The organism is Psychrobacter sp. I-STPA6b (assembly GCF_020662265.1).
Classification (GTDB): domain Bacteria; phylum Pseudomonadota; class Gammaproteobacteria; order Pseudomonadales; family Moraxellaceae; genus Psychrobacter.
This window is the reverse complement of record NZ_VEWM01000118.1, coordinates 1-432: the sequence shown is the minus strand read 5'-3', so window position 1 is coordinate 432 and position 432 is coordinate 1. Positions and strand designations below refer to the sequence as shown.

At 24.1% G+C, this 432-nt stretch carries 1 protein-coding gene; it reads left to right on the top strand.

Annotation, left to right across the window (positions count from 1 at the left end):
* Window positions 1–68 precede the first annotated feature (68 nt).
* The gene (locus FHK88_RS12310; protein WP_227431017.1) at window positions 69–425 is read left to right on the top strand and encodes a hypothetical protein; all 357 of its coding nucleotides are present in this window, start codon (window positions 69–71) and stop codon (window positions 423–425) included.
* Window positions 426–432: the final 7 nt, after the last annotated feature.

Below are 432 nucleotides of genomic sequence, written 5' to 3'. Positions count from 1 at the left end.
GTAAAAGTAACTAATGAATTTTTAAGTTCTTTAGAAAATCAACATATTAAATATAAATTGAATTAAAAATGCTACCAACTTACAATAATAGCAACGATTTATTAATAAATGTAGCAGAAAACGAATTGTATAGTAAGCTGATTTTACAGCTTACTAAAGATTTTGGCTTAGCAAATTCTGATTTAAAAATTTCAGAAAAAACTCCTCCTGATACTTTAAAAAAAGTACTGACTAATGCTATAAAAAATTTAATTCTTACAGATTCGAATACTTATAAAACTCTTTTATATATTATTGATGTTCCTGAAGAAATGACACAAAAAATTGATACTTCCGATATTGATTATTACGTAAAAACTGTTGTTTTTTTAATCTTAAAAAGAGTTTGGAAAAAAGTATGGTTTAACGCCAATTATTCCCGTTAATTAGGTT

Excerpts from the sequence above, each read along its gene's own strand:
- FHK88_RS12310 (WP_227431017.1), top strand. The coding sequence starts at position 69 with ATGCTACCAACTTACAATAATAGCAACGATTTATTAATAAATGTAGCA.